Raw genomic sequence first — 21654 nt, 5'->3', positions numbered from 1 at the left:
TGGCATTGCTCGGATGGACAGGAAAAGAAGATCGGCTTCGGCAGGATAAGCGCGAATTCCGTTGGGGCGACCGTTTTCGGTCGCCCCGCACAGGGTTATTTCAGAATCGTAAACGCCGTGGTGACGTGCGTGACGCCGCTTACCCGGCTGGCGATATCGGCTGCGGCCTTCGCTTCCGCATCGGTCACCAGGCCCAGCAGGAACACTTCGCCGTTTTCAGTGGTCACTTTAACATTCGAGGATTTCACCTGATCGCTACTCAGCAGCTGTGAACGTACTTTCGTGGTGATCCAGGTATCCGAGGAGGCTGTACCAAAGCTGACCCGGCTGCCAGTACGGATTTCGTTATACACCTCGGTCGCCCCGTCAACGCCGACAGCAATCTGTTTTGCCCGTAAAGCGAGGTCGTTGCTCGGTACCTGTCCGGTCAGCAGCACTTTGCCCTGATAGGCTGTGGCCACAATATGGGTATTCTGTTTGATCTGTTCGTCTTTGGACAACGCGTTGGTTACCCGCAGTTCTAATGTCCCGTCATCAACCTGAGTGCCTACGGAGCGGGGGTCAGTCGCGCTTTTCGTGGCAACGGCTGCACTGCCGACAACGGCAGCCACACAGCCCTGTAACAGTAACGCGGTGAGGATAACTGCACATGCAGATAATGCCTTCATTTAAGCTCCTTTAAACATCCTGGTGGGGAAACAAAGTGTTATCTATTAAATCGCACAGACAATTCACGGTTAACATATGCATTTCCTGAATTCTCGCGCTGCGATGCGAGGGAATACGGATCTCCACATCCTGGGGGCCCAGCAGACCGGCAAGTTCACCGCCGTCGTAGCCGGTCAGCGCGACAATGGTCATATCACGCGTTACCGCCGCTTCTACGGCTTTGACAATATCACGGCTGTTACCCCGGGTTGATATGGCGAGTAAAATATCACCGGCGTGGCCCAGCGCACGCACCTGTTTGGCATAAATCTCTTCATGCAGTCGATCGTTACCAATGGCCGTCAGCAGGACGTTATCTGCGCTAAGGGCGATAGCGGGGAGGCTCGGACGCTCGGTTTCAAAGCGGTTGATCATGCTGGCAGCAAAATGCTGGGCATTGGCACTGGAGGTTCCGTTACCACAGCTCAGGATTTTGTTGCCATTCAGCAGCGACTGCACCATGGTCATCGCCGCGCGTGATATCGCATCTGGCAGCGCTTCTGCTGCCGCGATCTGTGTTTGAATACTTTCAGTAAAACAGACTTTAATTCTTTCCAGCACGTCATTCACCTGGTTAGTTTAGCCTTCAAAAACAGGCGCTTATTCTGCTGTAAATGCATTGGGTAACCATTCCACCTGTTCGCCGGTGATCGCTACCACATCAAATCGACAGTCGGCCGTGTCAAAACTCAGTCCCCGGCCGTTAAGCCACAGTGCTGCGGCACGTAACAGTTTTTGCTGTTTACTGCGGGTAATGCTGGCTGCGGCGCCGCCAAAACGGCCATCGCGTCGGTAGCGCACTTCAACAAATACCCACACCTGCCCCTCACGCATAATCAGGTCAATCTCGCCGGTACGGTAACGCACATTGGCGGCGATAAAACGCAAACCCGACGTTTGCAGCAGGTGACGAGCCTGACGCTCGCGGGCCGCCCCCTGCTGCTGGCGGCTTAGTTGGCCGGCACGATCTGGCCCTGGCGATACTGGCTCCACACTAACTTCCTGTTAATGACGCAGTCCTGAGTTGCGCTCAGATTGCCCGTATCCCCTTTAATCTGGAAACCGGGTAGCGAGCGCATCTCGTTAAAATGGTTTGCCAGCGTCCAGGCATCAATGCCCATAGCATAGAGACGAACCAGTGAATAATCGTTGTTAAACGACTTTGCTGCCTGCTGCATCAGTGCCGGGTTGGCGCCGGACAGCAGTGGAATATCACTGAACTGTAAGCCGTCCAGTTCCAGACGATAGTCCGGGCCGGCTCCTGCCTGATAGCTGCGTGAGCTGGCATACAGACCCACATTATCACGGCTGCTGACGCGCATGGAGATCATCGGTTTAATTAGCGCCATCTCGTCCTGAGTCGCGACAATATACACGGAATCAACGCTGCCGTTGCTGCTGCTGATCTGCGCATCGCTCACCGGGGCCGGAATCGTCAGGCCGCCAATGGTCACACCCGCCGCCGCCGCAGGCTGGGTATTCACCGGCGTGCCGCTCAGGCGGATGCCCGCGCCGCTATTGATGCCCTGTTTCAGCTCGGCTTTCGAACCAAACTGCTGCTGCAACACCTGGCTGCCGCCCAGCTTCTGCCATTCAGCCGTAAACGCTTTGCTCACGCGGTCGCCCAGCGAAGTACGGGGTACCAGCAGCAGCGGAGTACGTTTGCCCTGATCCCACATATGATGAGCGGCATCACGCGCTTCGTCTTCAGGAGAAAGCGCAAAATAGCAAAGATTCGGACGGTTCTGGACAGTTTCCGGTTCATTGAGGGCCAGAACGTTCAGCGGCGTCTGGCTGTTTGCGAGCGCTTCCACGTGATTTTTCAGCAGGGGGCCGACCACCAGCGTGGCACCATCACTCTTCGCCTGGGCCAGAACCTGTTCGATAGGCTGAGTACTGGTATCGTAAACCTGAACCTGGGTAGTGGCAGACGGCGCTGCCGTTTCTACGCTGTTGGCCGGGGCGGACTGAGGCTGAACGTCGGTGGCTGCTGCTGCGTCGGTGGCTTGTGGGGCAGCCGATGGGCTGACAACAGCATCCGGGGCTGCCTGGACTGCCGCAGGAGCCTGTACCGGTGCCGCAGCAGCCGGCTCGCTGCCCTGAGCCAGCACACCATTCTTCGCGTCGTTAAACCCCTTCTGGATGGCATTTGCAAACACCTGCGCCTGACCGCTTAACGGCAGCAGAAGGGCGATTTTCCCCGTAGAAGCGGGCTGGAAGTTCTGCACCTGCGTCAACGCGGTAGGCAGCATTTTAGCCGCCGGATTATTAGGGTAGCGTGTCTGCCAGTCGCTGATACCCGCTTTTAGCATATCCGGGTCACTGACGTTAGCGCGGTAGACGCCCAGCAGATCGAGCCAGCCCTGCAGGACGTTTTCACTGGCGTTAATGGCCAGACTGTTCATCTGGTCAGGTGTCATCTGCGTCAGCGTTTGCCAGGTCGCATCGATATTCTTTTGTTTATCCGCCGGGTTGGTCAGCAGCGGCTCCTGGGCAATCCAGGCGCGCAGCACATCGAGCGAAGGGCGACCCTCGCTGGTGGCAATCAGCAACTGGTAGTAACGGACCTGCTGCTCCTGGGACAGGGCGCTGGTATCAAGCTGTTTCAGCTTTGCCGCGGCATCCGGCAGATTTTTCTGCGCGATACTGAGCTGTGCCTGGAGCAGTAACAGCTCCTGACGTTGAGTGGCATTGAGATCCTGTGGCACCTGCGTCAGCTGATCGTTGGCCTGAGGAACCTTCCCTTCGTTCAACAACGCTCTGATTGCGAGTAATTGCCAGTCAACCTTGTTATCATCTGCGCTTTGCTGCATTTGCTGAAGATAATAGTCAGAGGTGCCAGTGGCAGCCCCCTGTACATTCGCCTGAGGCGTTTGCGGAGCCTGACCGGTACAACCGGCAAAAATCAGGGCTGCCAGCAGCAGCGGCATAGTGCGTACTGCTTTGCAGTGAACTACTTTCGAAGGAAGCATACTGTATCCAGTGATGTTTTTTTCAAGATGCTCAATATTAAATCGGCAATTCGGATCAAACAATGAAACAACACGATCGGGCAGATATTTCTGCCAGCACGCTCTATATCGTTCCAACACCGATAGGTAACCTGGGCGATATCACCCAGCGGGCACTAAAGGTGCTTGCGAGCGTCGATCTGATCGCTGCGGAAGATACACGTCATACCGGGCTGTTGCTACAACATTTCGCCATCAATGCGCGCCTCTTCGCATTGCACGATCATAATGAACAGCAGAAAGCGGAAGTCTTGCTGGCGAAGCTGCGCGAAGGTCAAAGCATAGCTTTAGTTTCCGATGCGGGCACGCCATTAATCAATGATCCGGGTTATCACCTGGTGCGTCTGTGCCGTGAAGCGGGGATCCGGGTGGTACCGTTACCGGGTGCCTGCGCCGCGATTGCGGCCCTGAGTGCCGCCGGACTACCGTCTGACCGTTTCTGTTACGAAGGTTTCCTGCCAGCCAAAAGCAAAGGACGTTGCGATACCCTGCGCGAGCTGGAGAAGGAGCCGCGCACCCTGATTTTTTACGAATCGACACACCGCCTGCTGGACAGCTTACAGGATATGGTGGCAGTACTTGGCCCCGCGCGCTATGTGGTGCTGGCACGGGAAATCACCAAAACCTGGGAGTCGATTCACGGTGCACCGGTAGGGGAACTGCTGGCCTGGGTACAGGAAGAAGACAATCGCCGTAAGGGCGAGATGGTGCTGATTGTGGAAGGGTATCACGCTGAGGAAGAGGCACTGCCACCGGAAGCGCTGCGTACGCTGGCGCTGCTCCAGGCCGAGCTGCCGCTGAAGAAAGCCGCTGCGCTGACCGCTGAGATCCACAGCGTGAAAAAAAATGCGCTCTATAAGTACGCGCTCGAACAGCAGGGTGAGTGACATCCAGGTGAAAACCCTATACACTGCGCGCCGAAGCTGACCAGACAGTCGCCGCTTTGTTGCCGTCCTCCTTCGGGGGAGACAGACAGAGGGGAGGAAAGTCCGGGCTCCATAGGGCAGGGTGCCAGGTAACGCCTGGGGGGCGCAAGCCCACGACAAGTGCAACAGAGAGCAAACCGCCGATGGCCCACGCAAGTGGGATCAGGTAAGGGTGAAAGGGTGCGGTAAGAGCGCACCGCGCGGCTGGCAACAGTTCGTGGCACGGTAAACTCCACCCGGAGCAAGGCCAAATAGGGGTTCACCAGGTACGGCCCGTACTGAACCCGGGTAGGCTGCTTGAGCCAGTGAGCGATTGCTGGCCTAGATGAATGACTGTCCACGACAGAACCCGGCTTACCGGTCAGCTTCGAACCATTCAGTAAAAACCCCGCTTCGGCGGGGTTTTTGCGTTAACAGCGTACAGTTTTGCCGCTCTGTATGGCCTCTGCCTGTCCACGACACTCTCTGTGACAGGAAAGCGGCTTACCGGTCAGCGTCGAACCATTCAGTAAAAACCCCGCTTCGGCGGGGTTTTTGCGTTAACAGCGTACAGTTTTGCTGCTCTGTATAGCCGTTTACCGGTCAGGACATCGCTGAATCGTCAGAAGGTTATGATCCTGATGCCGTTATACCGGGAGATCGATAACCAGCGCCCGCAAGGGGTTTTCCGCCGTAAGGGTCAGGCTCTGCTCCTCACGCAGAAAGGCACCATCACCGCAGGCCAGATCTTCCTGTTGAGAATCTGTGGTCGCTTTCAGGGAGCCATGAATCGATTGCAGATAGGCTCGCGTGCCATGCAGAGGCAGGACGTAACTTTCGCCCGGTGCCAGCACCACCTGATGGATCCACACCTGCTGACGTAACTGCAGGCTGCCCGCACTGCCATCTGGCGAAGCGATTAGGGTATAGCGCAGATGTTCAGAAACGGGCATCTGCTGCACCGCGTTATTTTCACGTTCAGGACAGGCATCCAGCCACAGCTGCATACGCGTCAGAGGGACCTCTTTACTGATATTGTGCTCGGAGTAGCTGACGCCGGGCTGCGTCGCCAGCAGCAGTGCCTCGCCAGCCTGTGCTCGCACATGATTGCCTTCACTGTCACGGTATTCTGCCACGCCCTGTAATATCAGGTTCAGTACATCGACCTTAGGATAGGTTCTGGGTTGGAAGGAAGCCCCTGGTGCCAGCACTTCCTGATTCAGCACGCGCAATGACGCGTAGCCAAGCAGTTGAGGATCAAAATAGTGACCAAAGGAGAAGGTATAGCGTGCCTGCAGCCAGCCATAATCGGCTTTGCCACACTGCTCTGCGGTTCGACTGGTTATCATACTTTTCTCCTTATCGGCCGGAAACATCCCGCCGTTTATTATCCTGTTATGGTAAGTTTCTGGACGCCGGATTGTTAGCCAGTTAATCTGCTGGCAATATTCAAATTTCCTGACAGAGAATTACTATGGCCAAAGATCGTGCTCTGACGCTGGAAGCGCTGCGGGTGATGGACGCTATCGACCGTCGCGGAAGCTTTGCCGCCGCCGCGGATGAGCTGGGTCGCGTCCCCTCCGCCCTGAGTTATACAATGCAGAAGCTGGAGGAAGAGTTAGATGTGGTGCTGTTTGACCGTTCAGGTCACCGTACAAAATTCACCAATGTCGGACGCATGCTGTTGGAACGGGGACGCGTTCTGCTGGAAGCGGCGGATAAACTGACCACCGATGCTGAAGCGCTGGCGCGCGGCTGGGAAACCCATCTGACCATCGCTACCGAAGCGCTGGTGTCCACTGAGCTGCTGTTTCCCCTGGTCGGGAAGCTGGCCGATAAAGCCAATACTCAGGTCTCCCTGATGACCGAAGTGCTGGCGGGGGCCTGGGAGCGCCTGGAGCAGGGGCGGGCTGATATCGTGATTGCGCCGGATATGCATTTTCGCGCGTCATCAGAAATTAATACCCGCAAGCTTTACACGCTGATGAGTGTCTATGTGGCCAGCCCGGAGCATCCTATTCATCTGGAGCCGGAACCCCTGTCGGAAACCACGCGTGTGAAGTATCGCGGGATTGCCGTCGCTGATACCGCCCGCGAACGTCCGGTTCTGACCGTGACGCTGCTCGACAAGCAGCAGCGACTGACGGTCAGCACCATCGAAGATAAACACCGTGCACTGCTGGCCGGTCTGGGTGTGGGCACCATGCCCTACACCATGGTGGAGAAGGATATTGCGGAAGGTCGTCTGCGCGTGGTCAGCCCGGAGTACACCCGGGAAGTGGACATTATTATGGCATGGCGGCGTGACAGTATGGGGGAAGCAAAGTCCTGGTGCCTGCGGGAGATCCCGAAACTGCTGGCGAAACGCCAGGGATAACAGCCCGCAGTCGCCGCGTCAGACTACTGAACAGCGTTGTTTTCCTGAGAATGCTCAATGCTGCTGAAGGTTGAAAAAGTCTGATAGTAATAGTGGCCGACAAAAGCCACATAGCAGAGCATAACAACGGCAAGGCAGATTGCGACAGATTTGATCATGGCTCCATCCCCGTAGTGATTTCGTTTTAGGTGTTCACGTCAGTAAAGATACGTAAGCGCGAAAGAGGGGAATTTGTGCCAGATCAATAAAGGGTGCGGAACATCCAGGGCGGGGAGGAAAATCGCCCTGGTTGCTAAGGGTTAACCGAAATGCCGGTCACGGCCGTGAGGAACATCCCAGTCGTACGCCGGGCCCAGTGAGATCACGCCGCTTGGGTTAATGGTCTTATGGCTGCAGTAGTAATGATGACGGATATGATCAAGATTAACGGTCTCCGCCAGGCCGGGCGTCTGCCACAGGTCACGCAGAAAACCGTTCAGGTTCAGGTAATCACTCACCCGGTGACGGTCGCATTTGAAGTGAGTGACGTACACCGGGTCGAAACGCACCAGCGTGGTCCACAGGCGGATATCGGCCTCCGTCAGGTGTTCCCCGGCAAGATAGCGGTGTTGACCCAGCAGGGTTTCCAGCCGGTCCAGCGATGCGAATAGCGCGGTTACCGCCTCATCATAGGCTGGCTGGCTGGTGGCAAACCCCGACTTATACACGCCGTTGTTGACCGTATCGTAGATCCAGCCATTCAGTTCATCAATTTCAGCATGCAGATCCTGCGGATAATAGTCTCCGGCGCGCGCACCAACACCGTCAAAGGCGCTGTTAAACATGCGGATAATATCGGCTGATTCATTGCTGACGATAGTGTGCTGCTGTTTGTCCCACAGCACCGGGACCGTCACGCGGCCGGTATACTGCGGGTCGGCGTGGAGGTAGAGCTGGTAAAGATATTCGTTCTGATACAGGCTATCGCCGGTAGCAGCAGGGAAATCTTCATCAAAGGTCCAGCCGTTTTCCAGCATCAGTGGATGCACCACCGAGACTGAAATCAGATCGGACAGCCCTTTTAATTCGCGCATAATCAGCGTGCGGTGTGCCCACGGGCAGGCGAGAGACACATACAGATGGTAGCGATCGGCTTCAGCGCGAAAACCCGCTTTGCCGGTTGGGCCGGCTTCACCATCGGCGGTAACCCAGTTGCGAAAGGCAGATTCAGAACGTTTAAAACGGCCGCCTGTGGCTTTGGTGTCATACCACTGGTCTTGCCAGACGCCTTCAATCAGTTGTCCCATAGTGTTGCTCCTTTCCGTAACATAAAAGGGGTGAGGATATGATCCTCACCCCCGATAATCTTAGTATAACGGGTACTGTGGATTTACCACTTCTTACCCAGCAGACGGTCAATACTCAGTGCGCCCGGGCCGTTAATCGCCAGCAGCAGGAAACCGCCCGCAATGCTGATGTTTTTCAGGAACATGGTCGGACCATCGACCGCAAAGTTACTGTGCGCCAGGATAGCGGTCAGCACGGTAAAGATAGCGGTAATCAGCGCGGTGGTACGGGTCAGGAAGCCGAACATAATCGCCAGACCACCACCAAACTCCAGCAGCACGGTCAGGGGGACGAAGAGAGCAGGGATGCCCATTGAGGCCATAAACTGCTGGGTGCCTGCATAATCGGTCAGCTTGCCCCAGCCGGCAACCACAAACAGAATGGCCATCAGGATGCGCGCCAGAACAATACCGGTATCTTCGAATTTTTTCATGATTATCCCCAAACAAGATTAGTTGGTCGTGCAAGCGGCCCGACCGGATTGGCTCAGGTCTGATGCGTGTTAACCGCTCACTACCTTTCGTTGCTGGAGATAATAGTCGGGGAAGCAAACCATTGTAAGCGAGATAATCTGTCGAAGTTATTCAAGAAAACTGGAGAAGAGGCGGCCGCCGCGTAGCTGCGGCCGCTAATGCAGAGGATTATCGGCGCGGCAGATAGTTACGAACCATCCGCCAGGTGCTCCAGGCACCCAGGCCGCGTCTGGCCCAGCGGCCCATGAAACGCGGATTACGCACGGACCAGATTGCCATCACACCGCTGCCAATGGTCAGCCAGCGTTTGGCACTGAGCAGCGTCAAAAAGCCGTGATCGTAACGTGCAGTCTTGTCGAGCCAGGCTTTACGTCCGGCGCTCAGGTCCAGTCGCTGTTGCTGAATTTGCCGGAGCAGTTCAGCTTTACGTGCATCGCGTTCGCGGCTCATCAGTCATCCTCCAGCAGCTTGCGGTCTTCCGACAGCTCCTTGCGGGTGGCGCTAAGCAGCGTTGAGCGGCGTGATTTTGCCAGCGTCCACAGACCAAAGATCAGCGCCAGGGCGAACAGCACGCCGGTCGTAATGGCAATGGCCATCAGACGATACTGTGCATCGACTGCCCAGATTACCAACACCATCAGGCTCATCAGACCAAAGGCAGTAAACAGCATCGTCAGGCCAACCATCAACAGCATCTGTATCAGGTTCGCTTTTTCAGCTTCCAGCTCCACTACCGCCAGACGGATGCGTGTTTCCACCATCCCTACCAGAGTAGTAACAATTCGCTGACCGATGTTTAAGACCCCTTTGCCGGGGCCGTGGCTTGGCTGATGTTCTGCCATATTAACGACGGGTCAGCAGCACGCCCAGTACAACGCCAACTGCGGCGCCAATACCTACGCTGGTCCACGGGTTATCACGCACATAAACATCGGTACGCTCTGCGGCTTCGCGGGTGGTCTGCGCAATGCGATCACCGGAATCACCCAGGCGGGCGCGGGTATCTTTCAGCGCGCTCTGCGCTTTGCTGCGCAGCTTGTCCAGTTCAGTTTTAGACTTCTCACCGGAGGTCGTTAACACTTCTTCCAGCGTATCAGCCAGGTTTTTCAGCTCGGCGCGCAGATGTTCTGATGTAGTATCTTTAGACATTGAAAACTCCTTTACCTTAGTTTTAATGACGTTGGCAGAGTGTGCCCGTTACCAGGGCGCAGCCTGCACTTCCTTCAGCTCATGTCGGGCATCAGCCAGTTTCTGTTCGCGTTTGGCAATCTTATCGCGGTCGTTTCCTTCCGCTTTTTCCTGCTTCAGTTCCTGTTCCCGCTCGGCCACTTTTTTCTCGTGCTGCCTGATCTTATCCTGATGGGCTGCTTTCAGACTGGCATCACTACAGTTCGCGTGGGTCTCCGTTAACGCACGTTCAAGACCGTTAACCCGACGCTGATTGTCGTGTTTTTTCGCCATGTCGATTTCATGCTGGATAGACTGCTCTTTCTGCTGACAGAGCGTATCTGCCTGCGAGAAAGTGGCAAACATAAGCAGGATCGCGCCAAGAATAAAATGGTTTTTCATCGTGATTGTGACCTTCCTTTGCGAGATATCAAGTGACAGATATCGTTGTCCTGAAACAGGTGTATCGCATTTTACTGCTTATGAAGCATAGACAGAAAATAGCAAAATCTCAAAAACAGAGAGCATTCTTAAGGATAAACCCGATGAAAAGGGAGGGGATCAGCCGACAGATTGCGGCCGCAGGCTGATGCGGTTTATCCAGTTAGCCGCATCATTGTTATCATGCCGTGCAATATCGAACCCGTAGGGCAACAGTTTACGCAGCACTTTCTCAGCCGCTGCGCTCTGCTCCATGGAGTCAAATTTGATAATCAGCGCGTTCTGTTCCGGCGTAATACTTTTGATCTGAATACCCTGGGCATTGAGCGTCTGATAGACATAAAAGCCATCCGGCAGGCTGATTCCCTGACGGGAAGCCCGGATTTGCAGGGCATTTTCACTGCGAAACAGGCTGGGCATTAGCACCAGTGCTAACAGGGCGATGGCCATCAGCGGCAACAGCCGCAGGAGACGCGTCGGTAATTTCATCAAACCGGACATCATGAGTTTCCTTTCTCATTTGTGGATTGCTTCTTACGCCACAGGACATACAGTGAGCCGCACAGGCCAAACACCAGTAAAAACAGGGGCAGTAACATCAGGCAGAACATCAGCTGATCTTCATATTTCAGGAAAATCGGTGTTTTACCCAGCGCGTATCCCATCACGGTCAAAATCAGCACCCACAGCAGGGCGCTCATCCAGTTGAAAAACTGAAAACGGGCATTGCTCAGACCAGAAAGGCCGGCAATGGTGGGCAGCAGCGTGCGGACAAAGGCGATAAAGCGGCCGACCAGCAGCGCAGAGAGACCGTGGCGGTGGAACATCTGATGGGCACGCTGATGATATTGCGCAGGCAGATGGGACAGCCATTTTTGCACCGTAACCGTATTTCCCAGCCACCGGCCCTGTATATAACTTACCCAGCAGCCGAGACTGGCCGCCGTGGTCAGGACACACACTGTCAGGGCAAAATTCATGGTTCCTTTAGCTATCAGTACGCCGACCAGAATCAGCAGGCTGTCACCCGGAAGAAAGGCGGCGGGCAGCAATCCATTTTCGAGGAACAAAATCATAAACAGAACAAAGTAAATCGCCCATACCAGCGTCGGGTCAGCCAGGGTGGCATAATCCTGTTGCCAGAGAGCGTGCACCAGAGATTTGAAAATATCCATTAATAGTCCTGAACGTCATAGTTGGCCTGTTTCATCTTTTTTGCACACTTAATTCATCGTTATATCGGTGCTGATTAGCATAAAACGGGCGGCGGAACAGCATGGCTGGTGAATATGACCTCGCCTTTTATCCCGTGCAGGAACGGGTAAAAAAGACGGATAACTGTAACAAAATTACGCAAGCCTGGACAGGAAGAAACACAGGCCTAACGATGTTTTACCGTTGTACTGCGTTGTCTGGAAGGAGTTTTACACAGGCTGACACTATTGAAGGTTTTTTGACTCAAAGAGTCAGCTCAGCCTGGAGGAAGAGTGCTATTTTTCGCTGTTTGCCACTGATTCCGGTATGACGACCGGGTTTTCGGCAAACATGTAACGGTCGACGTTAAATTCGAAGTCATCTGTGGTGGCATGAAACAACATCTGTTTGGTGTTCTCAAGGTGCTGCCACATGGCCAGCTTACTGGCCGCCGGGTCCTTGCGCATCAGGGCTTTCAGGATATTATCGTGATCCTCGCACCAGCTCTCAATCGACTTTTCATCAATATGTTCATGCAATTTCAGCCAGTACGGGTTATGCAGACGATGTAGCCACATTTTTTCTACAATAGCCGCCAGCGCACTGTTTTGCGTCGCCAGCGCAATCTGTACGTGGAATTTCATATCCCACTCGGAATCGCGGAAACGATCTTCTTTTCGCGCCTGAGTCTGGATCGCCATTAACTGCAGGATATCCTGGCGTGTCACCTGGGTGGCGGCAAACTCGGCGACGTTGCTTTCAATCAACTGACGGGCCTGCAGTAGCTCAAAAGGTCCGAAGTTGGCAAACTCCAGCTGACTGCTGGTGGCGATGCGATTTTGCTGGCTCAGGGAAACGACATGGATGCCGGAACCTTTCCGCACTTCGACGTAGCCTTCCACTTCCAGCATGATGATCGCTTCCCGTACCACGGTTCGGCTGACGCCCATCTCTTCTGCGATAAAACGCTCCGCAGGTAATTTTTCGCCAACCTGATACAGGCCCTGCTCCAGGCGTCTTTTCAGTTCGGCGGCCAGCTGTTGATAGAGACGGCGCGACTCAGTTAATTCCATGCTCCACGTTCCCCTTCAGGTCACACTGATAATGGAATTTGTTATACCACTTTTCACGGTGACGGGTCGACCCTCCTGCAAAAACGGTACTCGTTGTGAGATCAAATCCGACGCGACATCGCGGTGTCCTGCAGGGCTGACCTGTTATTGCGGTCACCCTCGCTCATGCTTTGCTCCACGGGGCCGCTCTGCGCGACTGGCCGACCAAAACAGAAGGTCGGCCATCTCAGTGAGAATACTGCAGGGGGCGCCCGCAGTATTATGCGGAATGCTGGGTCACCACCCCGGCCATTTTCTCTTTTTTCTCCTGCTCCAGCTCTGAAATGGGTTTATTTTTCAGCAGCGTCCAGATGGCGACCGCCCCTAACAGGTCAAACACCGCCAGCGCGGCAAACAGCGGGCTGAACCCCATGGTATCGGCCAGCGCGCCGACAACGAGGGCGAACATGGTACTGGCGGTCCAGGCTGCCATGCCGGTCAGCCCGTTTGCGGTGGCCACTTCATTGCGGCCGAAAACGTCAGAAGAGAGCGTGATCAGCGAACCGGAAAGCGCCTGATGGGCAAAACCGCCGACGCACAGCAGAGCAATAGCGGCATAAGGACTGGTAAACAGCCCGATGGTGCCCGGGCCAATCATCAGGACTGCTCCCATGGTGACCACCAGCTTGCGCGAGACGATCAGGTTAACGCCAAACACGCGCTGGAAGAACGGCGGCAGATAGCCTCCGACAATACAGCCGAGGTCAGCAAACAGCATCGGCATCCAGGCGAACATGGCAATTTCTTTAAGATTGAAACCGTACGCCTTAAACATAAACAGCGGGATCCAGGCGTTGAATGTGCCCCAGGCGGGCTCCGCCAGAAAGCGCGGCAGGGCAATGCCCCAGAACTGACGGTTACGTACAATCTGCCAGGCGGACATTTTTTTGCCGTTATGGGTCTGATGCTGGGCTTCCTGGCCGGAAAGGATGTATTCGCGCTCTTCGGGATCCAGTTTCTTCTGATCTTTCGGATGCTTATAGAACACCAGCCAGCACAGTGCCCAGATCATGCTCAACACGCCGGTAATGATAAACGCCATCTGCCAGCTGTGTGCCACGATAGCCCACACGACCAGCGGGGGCGCCAGCATGGCACCAATGGACGACCCGACATTGAAATAGCCGACGGCAATTGAACGCTCCTTAGCGGGGAACCATTCGCTGCTGGCCTTTAGCCCGGCGGGGATCATGGCTGCCTCAGCGGCCCCCACTGCCCCCCTGGCTATCGCCAGCCCGCCCCAGCTGCCTGCCAGCGCGGTGGCGGCGCAGAACACCGCCCAGAGAATGGCGAACAGGGCATAGCCGATTTTGGTACCCAGCACATCGAGGATATAGCCAGCCACAGGCTGCATGATGGTGTAACAGGCTGAATAGGCGGCAACAATATAGGAATATTGTTGTGTGGTGATATGCAGCTCTGTCTCCAGCGTGGGGGCCGCCACGGCGATGGCGTTACGCGTCAGGTAACCCAGGATGGTACCGATGGTCACCAGACCGATCATGTACCAGCGTAACCCTTTAATTTTACGCATTTAAAACCTCTTCCCGTAATTATTGTTGATGTCACGTCAGGGGGACGTGCACCTGTAAGGGGCGGGACGGCCTGCTGCGTACAGCACCCGCACGGTAATTTCACGACAACCTTGCCTGCTCAATATGAAACGCCGACACGATAACTTGTCATACAGATTTAAAAGTTGAGAGCCATCACAAAAACCATTTTTGCAATGAGGGATAATAAAACCACTGAAAACACAGGAGGATAGCTTCTGAAGGCGTGAAAGGCAGTCTGATTCACGGATAAATAGTGGTGTTTTTGTGATCGCATTCGCACTATTATTTCAGCGGCAATCATAATTGGTATGATAACTTTACTGGCATCAGACCCAGCAGGAGAGACCCCATGTCACGCTTTATGATTGAAGACTTTCTACTCGACAGTGAATTTGCCCGCCGGCTTTACCATGATTACGCCGCTGATCAGCCGATCTTTGACTATCACTGCCACCTGCCGCCTCAGCAAATTGCTGAAAACTACCGTTTTAACAATCTCTACGACATCTGGCTGAAGGGCGACCACTACAAATGGCGGGCGATGCGTGCTAACGGCGTCCCAGAAGCCCTGTGTACCGGAGAGGCCAGCGACCGGGCGAAGTTTGATGCCTGGGCGCGCACGGTGCCGGACACCATTGGGAATCCCCTGTACCACTGGACACATCTGGAGCTGCGTCGGCCGTTTGGTATCACCAATACGCTGTTGTCGCCCGCGACGGCTGATGCCATCTGGCACCAGTGCAATGAAATGCTGGCGCAGGAGGCGTTCAGCGCGCGTGGCATCATGCAGCAGATGAAGGTGAAAATGGTCGGCACCACTGATGACCCGGTGGATGACCTGCGCCATCACCGTGCACTGGCCGAAGACAGCAGCTTTGCCACAAAAGTGCTGCCGAGCTGGCGTCCGGATAAGGCGTTCAATATCGAGGCGGAAGGTTTCACCGACTATCTGCACACCCTGTCTGCGGTAGCCGATGTCGCCATCACCCGCTTTGATGACCTGCGGCGCGCACTGAGCGTGCGGCTTGACCACTTTGCCGCCCACGGCTGTAAGGTGTCTGACCATGCGCTGGATGTGGTGCTGTATGGCGAGGCGGATGACGCGACGCTGGATGCCATCCTGGCGCGCCGCCTTGGTGGGCAGATCCCGCCGGAAAGTGAGGTCGCCCAGTTCAAGACCGCCGTGCTGGTGTGGCTGGGGGCCGAATATGCCCGCCGGGGTTGGGTGCAGCAGTACCACATTGGCGCACTGCGCAATAACAATCGCCGCCAGCTACAGCTTCTGGGGCCGGATGTCGGCTTTGACTCGATTAACGATCGCCCGCTGGCGGAACCGCTGTCGAAACTGCTGGATGCGCAGAACCGCGATAATGCGCTGCCCAAAACCATTCTCTACTGCCTGAACCCGCGCGATAACGAAGTGCTGGCGACAATGGTCGGGAATTTCCAGGGGGAAGGGCAGCCGGGCAAAATGCAGTTTGGTTCAGCCTGGTGGTTTAACGATCAGAAAGATGGCATGGAACGGCAGATGACCCAACTGGCGCAGATGGGTCTGTTAAGCCGCTTCGTCGGTATGCTGACCGACAGCCGCAGCTTCCTCTCTTACACCCGCCACGAATATTTCCGCCGCCTGCTGTGCCAGATGATTGGCCGCTGGGTAGAGAAAGGCGAAGCACCGGGGGATATCGCGCTGCTGGGCGAAATGGTACAGAACATCTGCTTTAACAACGCCCGCGATTACTTCGCCATTGAGCTGTAGCCGGGTAATGAAGGAAGAGAAAATGCGTAAGCTGAACCGACACGATTTTCCGGGGCCGCGCTATCCTGAGCGCATTATCCAGTTCGGAGAGGGCAACTTCCTGCGTGCCTTCATCGACTGGCAGGTCGACCAGCTCAATGAGCATACCGACCTGGCGGCCGGTGTGGTGGTGGTCAGGCCGCGCGGCGGCAGCAGTCCCCGCAGTCTGAACAGTCAGGACGGGCTTTACACCACCCTGATCCGGGGGCTCACTGCGGGGGGCGAGGTGATCAGTGAGGCACGCCTGATCCGCTCGGTGAACCGCGAAATCCAGCCCACAGAGGATTTTGCCGCTTTTATGGCGCTGGCACACGATCCCCGGCTGCGCATTGTGGTGTCCAATACCACCGAGGCAGGGATCTACGTTGACCCGGCAGATACGCTGGCGTCTGCGCCGCCTGTCAGCTTCCCGGCTAAGTTAACGCGCCTGCTGCTGGCGCGCTGGCAGCACTTTAACGGCGCGGCAGACAAAGGCTGGATTATGCTGCCGTGCGAGCTGATTGACGATAACGGAGAGGCGTTGCGGTCGTGCGTGTTACAGACGGCGCAGCGCTGGCAGCTGCCGGCAGACTTTATGCAGTGGGTCAGCCAGCACAACACGTTCTGTTCAACGCTGGTGGATCGCATTGTCACCGGCTATCCGCAGGATGCCCGCGAACTGGCAGCCGGGCTGGGCTATCAGGATGACTATCTGGTGGCAGGCGAAGTGTATTACCAGTTGGTGATCCAGGGACCCTCTTCTGTCGCGGAGGCGCTGCGGCTGAACAAGCTGGATCTGAATATCCGTCTGGTGGACGACATCAAACCCTATAAAGCGCGCAAAGTGGCCATCCTCAATGGGGCACATACAGCGATGGTACCGGTGGCTTTTCTCGCCGGTCTGAACGCCGTGGGCGACGCGATGGACGATCCGGCGGTCGCCGGCTTTGTCGATGAGATGCTGCGTCACGAAATCATTCCGACACTGGCACAGCCGGTGGCGGAGCTGAACGCTTTTGCGGATGCGGTGTTGACCCGTTTTCGTAATCCGTTTATCCGCCATCAGCTCAGTAGCATCGCCCTGAACGGCATGACGAAATTCCGTACCCGGCTACTGCCGGCTCTGCTGTGGCAGCAGGCGCAGCACGGCACGCCGCCACCTTATCTGAGCTTTGCGCTGGCCGCGCTGCTGGCGTACTACCGGGGCGAACGTGACGGTGAGTGCTACCCGTTGCAGGATGACGCTCACTGGCTGGCACGCTTTGCCGTGCTGTGGCCACAGGTGGATGACCGCGTGATCACCCTGCGGCAGCTGGTGGACGAGGTGCTGAGTGACACCGGGCACTGGGGGCAGGATCTCACCGGGTTGTCCGGCCTGGCTGAGTGCGTGACGGCGCAACTGCAGCAGATCACCTCAAGCGGGATGCGCGCCGCACTGGCACAGATCACACAAGGCGGGAAACATGCAAAGCATCATTAAAATACACAGTCTGGATAATGTCGCCGTCGCGCTGCGTGACCTGGAAGAAGGCGAGCACATCCACGAGGGCGGGCTGTCGCTGGTGCTGAAACAGCCTGTCGGCCGTGGACACAAATTTGCCCTGCAGCCTCTGTCAGAAGGCGCGCAGGTCGTGAAGTATGGCCTGCCCATTGGCCATGCAACCCAGGCGATCGCTGCAGGGGAGATGATCCACTCGAACAACGCGCGTACCAACCTCAGCGACCTGAATGAATACCAGTATCAGCCCGATTACGTTACGCTGCCTGAACAGGCCGCCGACCGTGAGATACAGATCTATCGTCGCAGCAGCGGTGAAGTGGGCATTCGCAATGAGCTGTGGATCCTGCCCACCGTGGGCTGTGTCAACGGTATTGCCCGCCAGATCCTGCAGCGTTTCCTGAAAGAGACCGCCGGGGCGCCCGGTATTGATGGCGTCCATCTGTTCAGCCATCCTTTCGGCTGTTCGCAGCTCGGCCAGGATCATGAGAATACCCGCACCATGTTGCAAAATATGGTGCGACACCCTAACGCCGGTGCCGTGCTGGTGATAGGCCTCGGCTGCGAAAACAATCAGGTGGACGTGTTCCGCGAGACGCTGGGTCACGTTGACCCTCAGCGGGTGAAGTTTATGGTCTGCCAGCAGCAGGACGATGAAGTGGAAGCCGGCCTGGCGTTACTGCACCCGCTGTATGAGGCGATGCGCCACGATCGCCGCCAGCCGGGCCGACTCAGCGAACTGAAGTTCGGTCTGGAGTGCGGAGGATCGGACGGCCTGTCGGGGATCACCGCCAATCCGCTGCTCGGACGTTTCTCTGACCAGATGATTGCTAACGGCGGCACCACGGTGCTGACCGAGGTGCCGGAGATGTTCGGCGCGGAACGTATTCTGATGAGCCGCTGTCGCGATGCGGCGACCTTTGAAAAAACCGTTACCCTGATCAACGACTTCAAGCAGTATTTTATCGCCCACAACCAGCCGATTTATGAAAATCCGTCCCCGGGCAATAAAGCCGGAGGCATCACTACGCTGGAAGAGAAGTCGCTGGGCTGCACCCAGAAAGCCGGACAGAGCCAGGTGGTGGACGTGCTGAAGTACGGGCAGCGCCTGACGCAGCCGGGGCTGAATTTACTCAGCGCACCGGGTAACGATGCCGTTGCCACCAGCGCCCTGGCCGGGGCAGGCTGCCATATGGTGCTGTTCAGTACCGGACGCGGTACGCCTTACGGGGGCTTTGTGCCAACGGTGAAACTCGCTACCAACAGCGAGCTGGCAGCGAAAAAGCCCCACTGGATTGATTTCGATGCCGGACAGCTGATCCACGGCGTGGAGATGCCTGCGCTGCTGGCGCAGTTTGTCGATAGCATCGTGGCCATTGCTAACGGGCGGCAGACACGTAACGAAGAGAATGATTTTCGCGAGCTGGCGATATTTAAAAGCGGGGTCACGCTGTAATGCCGCCTGTCACCGGCAGCGGGTGAGCGGGGGGCAGGGGCTGACCAGGTCATTTGGTCAGCCCGCTGCGATTTACGCGTTCTTTGCGGCGCGGCGATCGTCGGCCATGCAGGCCGCAGCGGTAAACAGGATGTCCGCCGACGAGTTCAGTGCGGTTTCCGCTGAATCCTGTAATACGCCGATGATAAAGCCCACGGCCACCACCTGCATCGCGACCTCATTCGGAATACCGAACATGTTGCAGGCTACCGGAATCAGCAGCAGGGAACCGCCAGCCACACCCGAGGCCCCGCAGGCACAAATCGAGGCGACCAGACTCAGCAGAATGGCGGTCGGCACGTCAACGTGGATGCCCAGCGTATTAACGGCCGCCAGCGTCAGCACGGTGATGGTAATCGACGCTCCCGCCATGCTGATATTGGCACCAATCGGGATCGAGACCGAATAAGTATCCTCATTCAGACCGAGTTTTTTCGCCAGTGCCATATTGACCGGAATATTGGCGGCAGAGCTACGGGTAAAGAAGGCGGTCACGCCACTTTCGCGCAGGCAGGTAAAGACCAGCGGATACGGGTTACGGCGGATCTGCCACCACACCAGCAGCGGGTTAAACACCAGCGCCATCAGCAGCATACAGCCAATCAGCAGCACCAGCAGGCTGGCATAGTCCCACAGCGCATCAAAGCCGGTAGAAGCCAGAATCGACCCGACCAGGCCAAAAATCCCGATCGGCGCGAAGCGGATCACAATCCGCACCAGGCTGGTGACGGCATCGGAGGCATCATTCAGGAAGGTACGGGTGCTGTCGCTGCTGTGGCGGAAGGCAAAGCCCAGGCCAATCGCCCAGACCAGAATACCGATGTAGTTGGCTTTCATCACGGCTTCAACCGGGTTGGTCACCATGCTCATCAGCAGGCCACGCAGCACCTCCAGGATCCCCGACGGCGGCACAATCTCAGTGCTGGCCGCCTTTAATGTCAGATTCTGCGGCAGCAGATGGCTGCCCACCACGGCGACAATCGCCGCGCAGAAGGTACTGAGCAGATAAAGCATAATAATGGGGCGAATATTGGTTTTCTGTCCCTGCTGATGGTTAGCAATCGAGGCGATCACCAGCACCAGCACCAGCAGCGGCGCTACCGCTTTCAGCGCGCTGACAAACAGCTCACCGAGCAGGCCCACCGCCAGCGCATTACTTTTCGAAAACCAGGCCAGGGCAATACCTGCCACCAGACCGATCATGATTTGTGTTACCAGGCTACCCTGCATCAGGCGACGAATCAGCCCGTGGCCACTTTTTTCAGTACGCATAGTTTAAAATCGCTATCGTTATCGATGTATTGGAGTGTGTTTGCGTGGGGCAGTATAAGGAAATCATCTGGCAGGGAAAGGGAAAAATGAGGGGCCGCACAGGGATATCAGGGTTATCTGTAGGGGAAGACCCGTTATTGTGGTCGTCATGTGCCAGGGGCAATCGAAAAAATGATCGCCCCCTGGCGATCCTACCCGGTGGGGGCGACCTTTTTCCAGTCGCCCCCGTCTCGTCAGGATACCTTACGGTCGTTACGGTAATTGACCACCGCGTTGATAATCAGTGTCAGGGCCAGAATACCGCCCACCACGCCCAGCGAGATGGCAATCGGAATATGGAAGAAGTCGACGATTAACATCTTCACGCCGATAAACACCAGGATCACCGACAGGCCATACTTCAGCATCGAGAAGCGCTCCGCCACGTTCGCCAGCAGGAAGTACATCGCACGCAGGCCGAGGATGGCGAACAGATTGGAGGTCAGCACGATAAACGGATCGGTGGTCACGGCAAAGATGGCCGGAATACTGTCAACGGCGAAAATCACGTCGCTCAGTTCCACCATAATCAGCACCAGCAGCAGCGGCGTCGCAAACAGCACGCCGTTTTTACGCACAAAGAACTTCTCGCCTTCGATTTTGTCGGTCATACGCATACGGCTGCGCAGCCAGCGTACCAGCGGCTTGTCGCCAATAGCGCTGTCATCTTCCTTCGCCAGGGCCATTTTAATCCCGGTGAACAGCAGGAAGGCGCCGAAGATGTACAGCAGCCAGCTAAACTGAGTCACCAGCCAGCTTCCGGCAAAGATCATGATGGTACGCAGGACGATCGCACCCAGCACGCCGTAAATCAGCACCCGGCGCTGCAGCGCGGCCGGTACGGCAAAATAGCTGAACAGCATCAGCCAGACAAACACGTTGTCGACGGCCAGCGCTTTTTCAATCAGATAACCGGTGAGGAACGCCAGCGCCTGAGTGTCCGCCACTTCGCGCCCGACGGTGTCGTTGAGGTACCACCAGAAGGCAGCATTAAATAACAGAGAGAGCGTCACCCAGACCAGCGACCAGGCAGCGGCCTGTTTCATGGTCATGGTGTGCGAGCCGCGACGGCCCTGCAACAGCAGGTCAATCGCCAGCATTATCACGACGACGACAGCGAAGCTGCCCCAGAGTAACGGTGTGCCGACAGTGTTCATATATCATCCCGTGCAAAATAAAAAATGGCCAATTACCCGTCATCTTTCATGCTGCAGATACGTTGGCTGACTTCACGAACCCCGGTCACTTACTGATGTAAGCGGGTGGAGAACCGTTAAGTTGCCGCCTGTCTGCGACCTGACGT

At 56.3% G+C, this 21654-nt stretch carries 23 protein-coding genes and 1 other RNA gene; 6 read left to right on the top strand and 18 right to left on the bottom strand.

Annotated features, from left to right (window positions below):
* Positions 1 to 95: 95 nt before the first annotated feature.
* The 4 genes from dolP to EPE01S_RS12700 are packed head-to-tail and all read right to left on the bottom strand — an operon-like array spanning position 96 to position 3680.
* Positions 96 to 668, bottom strand: coding sequence for a division/outer membrane stress-associated lipid-binding lipoprotein (dolP, locus tag EPE01S_RS12715; RefSeq protein ID WP_062745576.1), 573 nt, complete (start codon positions 666 to 668; stop codon positions 96 to 98).
* Between the two features lie 10 nt (positions 669 to 678).
* Positions 679 to 1269: a DnaA initiator-associating protein DiaA gene (gene diaA, locus EPE01S_RS12710; protein ID WP_062745574.1), complete on the bottom strand. Its 591-nt coding sequence runs from the start codon at positions 1267 to 1269 to the stop codon at positions 679 to 681.
* A gap of 39 nt (positions 1270 to 1308) precedes the next feature.
* Positions 1309 to 1701: a YraN family protein gene (locus EPE01S_RS12705; protein WP_062745572.1), complete on the bottom strand. Its 393-nt coding sequence runs from the start codon at positions 1699 to 1701 to the stop codon at positions 1309 to 1311.
* Positions 1659 to 3680 (bottom strand): penicillin-binding protein activator, encoded by a 2022-nt coding sequence (locus tag EPE01S_RS12700; protein ID WP_062745570.1) that lies wholly within the window; start codon positions 3678 to 3680, stop codon positions 1659 to 1661. Before EPE01S_RS12700 ends, EPE01S_RS12705 begins: the two co-directional genes overlap by 43 nt.
* A 62-nt stretch (positions 3681 to 3742) precedes the next feature.
* On the opposite strand from EPE01S_RS12700, the gene rsmI reads away from it, so the two are divergent.
* Entirely contained in the window at positions 3743 to 4606 is an 864-nt protein-coding gene (gene rsmI / locus EPE01S_RS12695; protein WP_062745568.1) for a 16S rRNA (cytidine(1402)-2'-O)-methyltransferase, read from the top strand.
* 32 nt (positions 4607 to 4638) lie between these two features.
* Positions 4639 to 5018, top strand: an RNA gene (rnpB, locus tag EPE01S_RS12690) — RNase P RNA component class A.
* A 253-nt stretch (positions 5019 to 5271) separates the two neighbouring features.
* Here rnpB and EPE01S_RS12685 read toward each other — a convergent pair.
* The gene (locus tag EPE01S_RS12685; RefSeq protein ID WP_062745783.1) at positions 5272 to 5973 is read right to left on the bottom strand and encodes a pirin family protein; all 702 of its coding nucleotides are present in this window, start codon (positions 5971 to 5973) and stop codon (positions 5272 to 5274) included.
* A gap of 125 nt (positions 5974 to 6098) precedes the next feature.
* Between EPE01S_RS12685 and EPE01S_RS12680 the strand changes: the two genes are divergently transcribed.
* The gene (locus EPE01S_RS12680) at positions 6099 to 7001 is read left to right on the top strand and encodes a LysR family transcriptional regulator (protein ID WP_167550584.1); all 903 of its coding nucleotides are present in this window, start codon (positions 6099 to 6101) and stop codon (positions 6999 to 7001) included.
* Between the two features lie 23 nt (positions 7002 to 7024).
* On the opposite strand, the gene EPE01S_RS23940 is transcribed toward EPE01S_RS12680, so the two are convergent.
* From EPE01S_RS23940 to EPE01S_RS12630, 11 genes are all read right to left on the bottom strand, one after another.
* Positions 7025 to 7159, bottom strand: coding sequence for a hypothetical protein (locus tag EPE01S_RS23940; protein WP_255210146.1), 135 nt, complete (start codon positions 7157 to 7159; stop codon positions 7025 to 7027).
* 141 nt (positions 7160 to 7300) lie between these two features.
* Positions 7301 to 8287, bottom strand: coding sequence for a glutathione S-transferase family protein (locus EPE01S_RS12675; protein ID WP_062745564.1), 987 nt, complete (start codon positions 8285 to 8287; stop codon positions 7301 to 7303).
* A gap of 83 nt (positions 8288 to 8370) precedes the next feature.
* Positions 8371 to 8760: a DoxX family protein gene (locus tag EPE01S_RS12670; RefSeq protein WP_062745562.1), complete on the bottom strand. Its 390-nt coding sequence runs from the start codon at positions 8758 to 8760 to the stop codon at positions 8371 to 8373.
* Positions 8761 to 8968: 208 nt separating this feature from the next.
* Positions 8969 to 9250, bottom strand: coding sequence for a YqjK-like family protein (locus tag EPE01S_RS12665; RefSeq protein ID WP_062745560.1), 282 nt, complete (start codon positions 9248 to 9250; stop codon positions 8969 to 8971).
* Positions 9250 to 9642: a phage holin family protein gene (locus EPE01S_RS12660; protein ID WP_062745558.1), complete on the bottom strand. Its 393-nt coding sequence runs from the start codon at positions 9640 to 9642 to the stop codon at positions 9250 to 9252. The genes EPE01S_RS12665 and EPE01S_RS12660 overlap by 1 nt, the downstream gene beginning before the upstream one ends.
* 1 nt (position 9643) lies before the next feature.
* Entirely contained in the window at positions 9644 to 9949 is a 306-nt protein-coding gene (locus tag EPE01S_RS12655) for an ElaB/YgaM/YqjD family protein (protein ID WP_062745555.1), read from the bottom strand.
* A gap of 48 nt (positions 9950 to 9997) precedes the next feature.
* Positions 9998 to 10369: a DUF1090 domain-containing protein gene (locus tag EPE01S_RS12650; RefSeq protein WP_062745553.1), complete on the bottom strand. Its 372-nt coding sequence runs from the start codon at positions 10367 to 10369 to the stop codon at positions 9998 to 10000.
* A gap of 159 nt (positions 10370 to 10528) precedes the next feature.
* A complete protein-coding gene (mzrA, locus tag EPE01S_RS12645; RefSeq protein WP_240043785.1) occupies positions 10529 to 10909 on the bottom strand; it encodes an EnvZ/OmpR regulon moderator MzrA in 381 nt (126 codons plus the stop codon).
* Positions 10909 to 11583: a DedA family protein gene (locus tag EPE01S_RS12640; protein WP_062745547.1), complete on the bottom strand. Its 675-nt coding sequence runs from the start codon at positions 11581 to 11583 to the stop codon at positions 10909 to 10911. The genes mzrA and EPE01S_RS12640 overlap by 1 nt, the downstream gene beginning before the upstream one ends.
* Before the next feature lie 315 nt (positions 11584 to 11898).
* On the bottom strand, positions 11899 to 12675 hold the full coding sequence (gene exuR / locus EPE01S_RS12635) for a transcriptional regulator ExuR (RefSeq protein ID WP_062745544.1): 777 nt from the start codon (positions 12673 to 12675) through the stop codon (positions 11899 to 11901).
* A gap of 259 nt (positions 12676 to 12934) precedes the next feature.
* Positions 12935 to 14248, bottom strand: coding sequence for an MFS transporter (locus tag EPE01S_RS12630; protein WP_062745541.1), 1314 nt, complete (start codon positions 14246 to 14248; stop codon positions 12935 to 12937).
* 371 nt (positions 14249 to 14619) lie between these two features.
* Here EPE01S_RS12630 and uxaC point away from each other — a divergent pair, with 371 nt between their 5' ends.
* From uxaC to EPE01S_RS12615, 3 genes are read left to right on the top strand one after another with little or no spacing between them, the layout of a single operon-like run.
* Complete coding sequence (gene uxaC, locus EPE01S_RS12625; protein ID WP_062745539.1) at positions 14620 to 16029, top strand: glucuronate isomerase; 1410 nt, start codon at positions 14620 to 14622, stop codon at positions 16027 to 16029.
* A gap of 22 nt (positions 16030 to 16051) precedes the next feature.
* Positions 16052 to 17527, top strand: coding sequence for a tagaturonate reductase (locus tag EPE01S_RS12620; RefSeq protein WP_062745537.1), 1476 nt, complete (start codon positions 16052 to 16054; stop codon positions 17525 to 17527).
* Complete coding sequence (locus tag EPE01S_RS12615) at positions 17511 to 19001, top strand: UxaA family hydrolase (RefSeq protein WP_062745535.1); 1491 nt, start codon at positions 17511 to 17513, stop codon at positions 18999 to 19001. Before EPE01S_RS12620 ends, EPE01S_RS12615 begins: the two co-directional genes overlap by 17 nt.
* Before the next feature lie 72 nt (positions 19002 to 19073).
* Here the strand turns inward: EPE01S_RS12615 and sstT are convergent, their stop codons facing one another.
* Both sstT and EPE01S_RS12605 read right to left on the bottom strand, forming a co-directional pair.
* The gene (gene sstT / locus EPE01S_RS12610) at positions 19074 to 20312 is read right to left on the bottom strand and encodes a serine/threonine transporter SstT (RefSeq protein WP_062745531.1); all 1239 of its coding nucleotides are present in this window, start codon (positions 20310 to 20312) and stop codon (positions 19074 to 19076) included.
* A gap of 233 nt (positions 20313 to 20545) precedes the next feature.
* On the bottom strand, positions 20546 to 21508 hold the full coding sequence (locus tag EPE01S_RS12605) for a TerC family protein (protein WP_062745529.1): 963 nt from the start codon (positions 21506 to 21508) through the stop codon (positions 20546 to 20548).
* Between the last annotated feature and the right edge of the window lie 146 nt (positions 21509 to 21654).

Origin of the sequence: Erwinia persicina NBRC 102418 (assembly GCF_001571305.1) — a bacterium.
GTDB lineage: Bacteria > Pseudomonadota > Gammaproteobacteria > Enterobacterales > Enterobacteriaceae > Erwinia > Erwinia persicina.
This window is presented reverse-complemented; position numbering and strand designations above follow the sequence as displayed.

Coding starts and splice junctions, on each gene's coding strand:
- dolP (WP_062745576.1), bottom strand. CDS start 668: ATGAAGGCATTATCTGCATGTGCAGTTATCCTCACCGCGTTACTGTTA.
- EPE01S_RS12700 (WP_062745570.1), bottom strand. CDS start 3,680: ATGCTTCCTTCGAAAGTAGTTCACTGCAAAGCAGTACGCACTATGCCG.
- rsmI (WP_062745568.1), top strand. CDS start 3,743: ATGAAACAACACGATCGGGCAGATATTTCTGCCAGCACGCTCTATATC.
- EPE01S_RS12685 (WP_062745783.1), bottom strand. CDS start 5,973: ATGATAACCAGTCGAACCGCAGAGCAGTGTGGCAAAGCCGATTATGGC.
- EPE01S_RS12680 (WP_167550584.1), top strand. CDS start 6,099: ATGGCCAAAGATCGTGCTCTGACGCTGGAAGCGCTGCGGGTGATGGAC.
- EPE01S_RS23940 (WP_255210146.1), bottom strand. CDS start 7,159: ATGATCAAATCTGTCGCAATCTGCCTTGCCGTTGTTATGCTCTGCTAT.
- EPE01S_RS12675 (WP_062745564.1), bottom strand. CDS start 8,287: ATGGGACAACTGATTGAAGGCGTCTGGCAAGACCAGTGGTATGACACC.
- EPE01S_RS12670 (WP_062745562.1), bottom strand. CDS start 8,760: ATGAAAAAATTCGAAGATACCGGTATTGTTCTGGCGCGCATCCTGATG.
- EPE01S_RS12665 (WP_062745560.1), bottom strand. CDS start 9,250: ATGAGCCGCGAACGCGATGCACGTAAAGCTGAACTGCTCCGGCAAATT.
- EPE01S_RS12660 (WP_062745558.1), bottom strand. CDS start 9,642: ATGGCAGAACATCAGCCAAGCCACGGCCCCGGCAAAGGGGTCTTAAAC.
- EPE01S_RS12655 (WP_062745555.1), bottom strand. CDS start 9,949: ATGTCTAAAGATACTACATCAGAACATCTGCGCGCCGAGCTGAAAAAC.
- EPE01S_RS12650 (WP_062745553.1), bottom strand. CDS start 10,369: ATGAAAAACCATTTTATTCTTGGCGCGATCCTGCTTATGTTTGCCACT.
- mzrA (WP_240043785.1), bottom strand. CDS start 10,909: ATGTCCGGTTTGATGAAATTACCGACGCGTCTCCTGCGGCTGTTGCCG.
- EPE01S_RS12640 (WP_062745547.1), bottom strand. CDS start 11,583: ATGGATATTTTCAAATCTCTGGTGCACGCTCTCTGGCAACAGGATTAT.
- exuR (WP_062745544.1), bottom strand. CDS start 12,675: ATGGAATTAACTGAGTCGCGCCGTCTCTATCAACAGCTGGCCGCCGAA.
- EPE01S_RS12630 (WP_062745541.1), bottom strand. CDS start 14,248: ATGCGTAAAATTAAAGGGTTACGCTGGTACATGATCGGTCTGGTGACC.
- uxaC (WP_062745539.1), top strand. CDS start 14,620: ATGTCACGCTTTATGATTGAAGACTTTCTACTCGACAGTGAATTTGCC.
- EPE01S_RS12620 (WP_062745537.1), top strand. CDS start 16,052: ATGCGTAAGCTGAACCGACACGATTTTCCGGGGCCGCGCTATCCTGAG.
- EPE01S_RS12615 (WP_062745535.1), top strand. CDS start 17,511: ATGCAAAGCATCATTAAAATACACAGTCTGGATAATGTCGCCGTCGCG.
- sstT (WP_062745531.1), bottom strand. CDS start 20,312: ATGCGTACTGAAAAAAGTGGCCACGGGCTGATTCGTCGCCTGATGCAG.
- EPE01S_RS12605 (WP_062745529.1), bottom strand. CDS start 21,508: ATGAACACTGTCGGCACACCGTTACTCTGGGGCAGCTTCGCTGTCGTC.